Raw genomic sequence first — 429 nt, 5'->3', positions numbered from 1 at the left:
ACATCTGAATCAGTCTCCGCGTCTGAGTCAGTTTCAAGTTCTGAATCAGCTTCAACATCTGAATCAGTCTCAACGTCTGAGTCAGTTTCAAGTTCTGAATCGGTGTCTACGTCCGAGTCGGTTTCAATTTTTGAATCAGTCTCAACGTCCGAATCCGTATCAACATCTGAGTCAGCATCGACCTCTGAATCGGTATCAACGTCCGAGTCAGCGTCAACATCTGAATCGGTGTCAACATCTGAATCAGTTTCAGCCTCTGAATCGGTGTCAACATCTGAATCAGTTTCAGCCTCAGAGTCAGTTTCAACGTCTGAATCAGTTTCAAGTTCTGAATCGGTGTCGATGTCCGAGTCAGCCTCAACGTCAGAGTCAGTTTCAAGTTCTGAATCGGTATCTACGTCCGAGTCAGTTTCAACGTCTGAGTCAGTT

Annotated in this window: 1 protein-coding gene; it reads left to right on the top strand. The window is 45.5% G+C overall.

What is annotated here, in order from left to right; all coding sequences use genetic code 11:
- The coding region (locus tag ADG03_RS11330) for a hypothetical protein (RefSeq protein WP_193389187.1) at positions 1-429 on the top strand (429 nt) is incomplete at both ends.

The organism is Streptococcus parasanguinis, from assembly GCF_001069785.1.
In the GTDB taxonomy this organism is placed as follows: domain Bacteria; phylum Bacillota; class Bacilli; order Lactobacillales; family Streptococcaceae; genus Streptococcus; species Streptococcus parasanguinis_T.
Note: the sequence above shows the minus strand (reverse complement) of the source record. Positions and strands in the feature narration are given on the sequence as shown.